The sequence below is a fragment of the Bacteroides sp. OM05-12 genome (assembly GCF_003438995.1).
Classification (GTDB): domain Bacteria; phylum Bacteroidota; class Bacteroidia; order Bacteroidales; family Bacteroidaceae; genus Bacteroides.
On sequence record NZ_QSUN01000009.1, the window covers coordinates 114064 to 121174 of the forward strand.

Below are 7111 nucleotides of genomic sequence, written 5' to 3' on the forward strand. Positions count from 1 at the left end.
CGAAAAAGTCACCGTCGATTTTAGCATAAATACCAACTTGATTAAAATTAAAAGCCGTAATAAAATACAACTATTTACTTTTAAATAGAATATTATTGGGAAATATATACTTTACGTACAATTATATCACTTCCTCTTATTATCTGAACAAAATAAATTCCGTATTGCAAATTATCAGAACCTACTTCTATTCCATCCGAAGTAAATACGTGCAGATTATCATATGCCCCTTCTACACAGATACGACCATCTATTGCATAAACCTTCAATTCAGAAATTTCAGAATTCGTCATATCTAAAGGATTATACTCCCCGACTTTCACTCTATCAGCATTTATTATTTCTCCGGTATTAGTATCCAACAATAAAGCTACAATCAACAAATTCTCTTTATTATTGACTTTAGCACTCTTAAAAGAAGTCTTATCTATAGTATACGAAAATTTATATCCTACTCCTTTTTCGACAATATATGGCACACTATTCAAATTACCCACAAAAGATTTATAAATACCCCGTGCTACATTTTCATATACCATCTGATCGGCAGGTACCACATATGGAAGATTCTCAAAGCCACCCATTTCCATGCCGTCGAACTGACCTCCGCTTTCTTTTGTATAAGCGTTCAACTGTTCATATTGTTGTCCTGTCCCGGTAACACTGTCTTCAACAAGTACTAAAGCTATTCGGTAAGCTACATTTTCTTCCGAAAATCCAAATGTCGTGGTCGTTCTAATATCAATAGCGTCTTTATTATTAGATGTAAAACTTGCTGTAACTTCTATTCCAATATCCGAAGGTATGCATTCTTTTTTAAATGCCTTTTCAAGATTCTCAAGCGCAGGATCTACTACTAAGTTACTTTTACGATTCACTACACTATTGGGTAAACCGGCAGAGAAAAACTTAGAATGCAGTTGAGCATAAGAACTGGCAGCCATCACATCTCCTTTATGAGACACTATTCCAATAAAATTTTCAGGATATCGTTTTTTCATTTCCTGCATACCGACAATGCCCCGCACACAATATTTACACCAGGTACCGGAGCCCTCCTCTATCACAACTTTGCGTGGGAAAAGATATTCTTTGCAATGGATTAATGATTCCCACGTGTTATTATAAGTATTTGTATTCGCTACTCCATTTACTTTAGAAAGATTGACTTCAATTTTATAATCCTTGACTTCATTTAAAGAAGATAGTTCAATACGGAAAGTATCTCTATAGTTACTTGCCAACATTTTGTCGTTAAAGATTTGGCTCTTCGTTTCCCCATCATCTATTTTATAGGTAATTTCATAGTTATTCACATTCGTGACAGATAGATTTTCCACAATACCGGATATTATAAAACTCTTGTTTTGTTGAGCATAAATATCATCCAAGTTAAGGATTGACATAACATTGACAGGCATATTATCTCCATTAACAATTATCTCTACATTCAGTGCATTCCACGCATTCATTTGGGCATAATTTCCCCAAGAGCCATCGGACTCACGCAAAAACAATCCATTTTCCGAATAATTATCCGATAAAGCCAATGGATCTGTTCCTTTTGCTTCATACCCGATATAAAGCCCTTCCTCACCAATGATATATTCCAATTCTACTTCATTCCATCCCCGTGTAGCATCACCCACAGACTTTGTAACAACGTTATCTCCATTTAAATCTTTTTTTATAAATATAGAGGTTTCTGTCGTTGCCGACATTAGGCCGTAGCGGATAGTTTTAATCTTATTACCGATATACGGTTTCAACATAAGTGCAGGTATATAAATAGCAGCAGCAACTTCTGTGTTTTCTCCTTTTCCAACCTGCATAACAAGTTTTTCACTACAATACCCCAATACTACACCATCTGATTGATCTGATGCTTTTTGTTCATTAAGATAGCCAAGATTTACTTTATATGTTTGCGCATAAATCGCAGCCGTTAATATACTACATAAGGCAAATAACAATATATTTTTATTCATAATTATCTTTTTATTTAAGTGAAAGTATGCGCCAATATAAACGCATACTCTCCATTTTATAATTATTCACCTACAACAACTTTCGTCACCATCTCTCCAACTTTAACTATATATATACCCTTTTCTACAGAGAAATAGGCTTTATTCTTTATCACGTCAGATGCAATACACTTACCATCTACAGTATAAATATAAACCGGTTGAATACTTTCAGTTATAACTGCTATACGAGTGTTCTCCACAAAAACATTCACTCCTGCTCTTATATTATGTATACCGGTACCGGCAGTAACTTCAATCGCCTCTGAAGCATTAGACTCACCACGGTCATACACTACAGAAACTTGGTAATTATGCTTTCCTGTTGATACACCTGTATCTTTAAACATTGGTTCTATCAATAATTCATTGTTTATCTTTTGTCCATCACGGAATACATTAAATCCTTTCACTTTCAGTGCGAAAACAGCAGAAGTATAACTTATATCGTCAATCAAAATACCGTATTGGTCCTCGGCTATATAATGAATAGCAAAATAACGTGCATCAGCCGGCAAAGTAACTTCTACCTTTTCCCAATCGTAAGCAGCTGCCCCTTCTTGCAATACTTTAAACTCTTCTGGATCTTGAGTAGTAGTGGAATACATTACTTGATAATATTCTTCATCTGCATCTTCATCTATACGATGGATATAAAAACCAACTTTAGTCCCACCCAAGACCTCCGGAGAAATCAAATAATCATCATTGAAAGGACTTTCGCCGATATAAGAAGTATTTGCATACCAAGAAATAAAGCATTGGTCTCCTGTTCTGGCTTGTAAATACGGATAATCTTCAGCAGAAGCACCATCCAAATAGCCAAAAGCCCAAACCTGGAATGCCTGATTTTTCTCTCTATTCGGATAATCAGGAAGCCCTATTATTGTCCCGGCTCCACTTTGATCACCATCATAAGTAACCCAATTCCCAATATTATTGATGGCAAACGGTTCATAATCTTCTACTCCATCCAATGTTTCGGTTGGTGTAGTCGGAATAATAGGTGCAGTCCATGACAACATTATTTCATTTCCCTTTGCTGTGCCTTTAAGATCTTCAACGACAGGATACCAAGACTCTTTTATCGTCGTATTTACAAAAGGACTCTGATTATTATCAGTATTTCCATCTTTATCATAAACAATTTTTGCATAGAATACACTTTCTTGCCCAGCTTTAGCCGCACTCAATAAAGTTTTTAAATCTACTATCTTTATTTCATTAGGTTGGATATCCTCACCATTCAGGCTTTGTACTAATTGGTCATCCTGATATAATTCAATCTTATATCCAGAAGCAACTTTCAAACCACGGTTAAAATATTGTAATGTATAAACACACTCATCATTTATGTTTCCGCTTTCTGTTCCGTAGAATCCAGTTACAGCCAAATCATTATCTTCCTGTTCTTCTATACGAATATTATCCACATAATAATACATCCAAGTATTATCTGTATATCCCCTTAAACCGAATTGTACCTGTTTTGCATTTTTATATTCAGCCAAAGAAATACGATGTTCTACCCAGCCATCTCTTTCATAACCCGCCGTTATATCTTCACCTATTTGTTTAAATGCTCCACCATCTACGGATATTTCAATTGATATTTTAGTTTTTCCACCATCAGCCTCTACATCCTCATTCTTCCAGTGGAACATGAAGAAACTAAACGATGGATTTTTACTTCCACTTAAATCAAGCACAGGAGTTTTCAAACGACTATCTGCCTTTTCCGACCAAGTATTATAGAATTTAATAAATCCTTTATCATTATCTTGCGGATATACTTCAGCATCTCTGTCATCACGTAAACATTCCCAACTAAACGAGCCCTCGATTGGTTCTGTTGTCCACGGATAAATATGGAATTGACCATTCGGGAAAGATTCCCATGCAGGAAACTTATAGGGAGTACCTACTACTATAAATTTAGCATCTGCTTCGCTTACTCCACTCTTAGAGTCGGCAGTCACTGCATAATAGTAGCTGTCTTGTTTACCATTAAGTTCTTTTTCTATTTCGACATCGGTATAGGTCAACACTTTAAGATTTTTTTCTAACTGTGTATACTCCTTTCCATCATTGCTGCGCCATATAGAATAAGTGATATCATTAATATTAAAATAGCCACCGTTAGCACCTTTTTCAGGAGCCTTCCACGTCAATAACACGTGCATATTACCATCAATAGTTTTAGCTGTCGCATCTTTTACAGGTTCTGAGATATCCGGACCAATCCAAACAGTTTTGGAATTAGCAAATCCTTCCAATTCACCCAAAACTGCGACAAAACGGTAAGTACTACTACCCAAAACAGGTTTTTCATCTGTCCAATCTACAATTTGCCCTTGAGTAACTGAAAATTCTTTAGCAAGTTCATCATTCCGATAAACATTCACTTTAAATGAACTAGGAATAGGGGTACCATTTACCAGTGTCTTCGGTGCATTGAATGATATCTTAGCAGACGCCTCACCTTTTTCTGCCGGAACTATTTTCAAATTATAGATAGAATCAGGGATTTCTGAAGACACACCGGCTTCCAATTTTATATCAAACAAATTCATGTAAAAACTTTCTAAACCACTGTAAGCATAAAAACCTATATAATAGATCCCCTCGGAAGCTTTTAAGACAGTCGAATGATTAGTTTTATAAGTGTCATTGATATTATTTAAATCCAAAATAGTAGTATGGTCTTTCGGATCTGTCGATGTACCAATGGTTACTCTCAAATTAGAAGGTTTACCCATATTAATGTTAAAGTTCAGATCATATAAGTTTTTACCATCCAGATGAATAGCCGGAGTAATCAGCCAGTCATTGCCGACATGTACATTATCTGCACAGAATTGCATCAGTTTTTCATCTTCCTTCCAAAACCATTCGCTCTGATTATCATGTCCGTCTTCATCTAAATCCAGAAAAGTGTAAAGTGAAGTAGATAAGTCTCCGTCACTAAAATCATCATAGAATGGTAACTCATAAGCACCTACTGACAATACCTTATTAGATATTGCTGTGCCCCCTTCTTTATTATCATACATAGCTGTTACTGCATAAGAATACTTTGCCGTAGCATTAGGTACTATATCCGAACAAGTCGTAACACCAGCCGCTGTTGTAGTGACAAACGTACCTTCATCATCTCCCATATGACGTACAATTTTATAAGAGACTTGTGTCGGATCAATATAACCATCCTGCAATCCGATACGCGGGGCAATCCAAGTAAGTGTAGCCTGCTTTTCTTGAATACTAAGTGTCACATTACTAGGAGCACTAGCCACATCTTTACCCACATAAATGGTAATACTCTGTTTCGGACTTTCACCTTCCGAATTTGACGCTACTGCATAAAGCGTATACAGTTTATTTGCATCAAAAGTGTAATTATTTTTTCGTACCGTAGTTCCCGGGGTTACATCTTGTTCCAGAATCTTTTCCATTCCGGAATAAATCGTCACCTTGACGGTCCCAGAAAGGTTTTCTCCTTTTTTATTTTCTGTCGGAGCAACACAAGAAACAATGCCGTTCAAACTACCCTCTAAGCTTGGAGTAAATTTCAAATCTGTCACTGCCTCCGGCACCTTATCAGAAAAAGCGGGAGCCTCAATGAACATGCCTACTATTTCTTCAAAATGAGGCATATCATCAATTTTATAGGCTGTACCTGTCAAAGTATTTATTTCATAAAGTGCAGATTCCTGATCATTGATAAATGCCCAATATAATTTTCCGGTAATAGGATCACAGATCATAGATTGAGAGTATTTAGGAGTTAAGCCCGTTACTCCAATAAATGTTTCTGTCCCATCTTTGCCCAATTTGTAAAGCACTCCCTCTTCACTAATACCATATAATATCCCATCCGGTGCAACAGCAAGTGTAATAAATGCTCTACTTAAGTCACTTATTCTAGTAAAAGTACCATTCTCCTGATCCATTATACTTAAATAATACCCGGTCAGATCTGCATTATAAGTTACAGCATACACATTGTCGGTTGTCGCATCATAAGCCATCGCAGAAGATACCGGAATATTATTCCATACCGCCTCGTTAGAAGATACATTTTCTCTTTCCCACGTTTCGGTATTAAATATAGTACAAGAAACTTCAAGCAACATCCCCCAAAATTCCTGATAGCCAAAAGTATAATATTTTCCTTTAGCATAAACAGCCATTGGTGAATTTAATTCAGCTTTTTCAATAATAGGATCAATAGTAAAATCACCTTTTGCATTAAAGGAATAAACACCATAATGCAAATTATCCTCCGTCCAATTATTAGCAGCAATCACATTACCATTAATCATTGTACCATCTCCAACTGATTTAGCAAAGAATCTACCCAATGCACCCTTCTGCGATACCTTAAACGGCATAGAAGTTTTAAAACCATTAATCAACGACAATGGTCTGCGCTGTGTCCATCGAAGTGATTCAAAAGCTACATCTTTTTGTACCGGAACTTTGGCCTTACGAGAGGTTTGCGCACTCATATCTGCCACAAACAAGGCCACAAAAACAATTAAAAGCGTAAATAATCCCTTTTTCATAACTTATCTTATTATATTTATTAATAGGTGGTACATTTTTAACCAGCTTTAATAACTGCAATATTATTGTTTTTTTAAATAATTTCATAATAAATAGCCATGTTTAAAAACATATATAAACCAAAAGATAATAAATAACTCATAAATTTATACCTTGGGTATATATTAGGTCTGCTAATATTCACTGTTCTAGGAAATACTTTTTCGGGAGTATCCGGATATAAAGAAAGATTATTACTTATCTATGAGGTTAGGATTAATCTATCATCAATGTCGGTTTAAGGATATAGCTTTGACACGACTTGCCGGACGGTATGATGAAGTGGACAAATCGGGCTTTCTTACGTTTGGAAGAGTGGCGCGATCAATACAGACACACACTGCCTGAATATTATCAATTTCTTTGAAAGGCGTTCTACAAATGCTGCCTCCGAATCTTTTAATGCAAGGATAAAAGGGACCAACGTAAAAACCTGAGGGATTAAGTCTAAATTCTTATCTTTGCCTCCCAATTAT

2 protein-coding genes and 1 pseudogene are annotated in these 7111 nt (G+C 35.9%); 1 reads left to right on the forward strand and 2 read right to left on the reverse strand.

From position 1 onward, the window contains the following. Nucleotides 1-92 precede the first annotated feature (92 nt). Together DXB63_RS09685 and DXB63_RS09690 are read right to left on the reverse strand one after the other, a co-directional pair. The gene (locus tag DXB63_RS09685; protein ID WP_122126206.1) at nucleotides 93-1988 is read right to left on the reverse strand and encodes an Omp28-related outer membrane protein; all 1896 of its coding nucleotides are present in this window, start codon (nucleotides 1986-1988) and stop codon (nucleotides 93-95) included. A 62-nt stretch (nucleotides 1989-2050) separates the two neighbouring features. Then, nucleotides 2051-6595 (reverse strand): choice-of-anchor J domain-containing protein, encoded by a 4545-nt coding sequence (locus DXB63_RS09690; protein ID WP_122126207.1) that lies wholly within the window; start codon nucleotides 6593-6595, stop codon nucleotides 2051-2053. A 193-nt stretch (nucleotides 6596-6788) separates the two neighbouring features. Here DXB63_RS09690 and DXB63_RS18235 point away from each other — a divergent pair. After that, nucleotides 6789-7051, forward strand: a pseudogene (locus tag DXB63_RS18235) (transposase); the annotation flags it as partial. Nucleotides 7052-7111 lie beyond the last annotated feature (60 nt).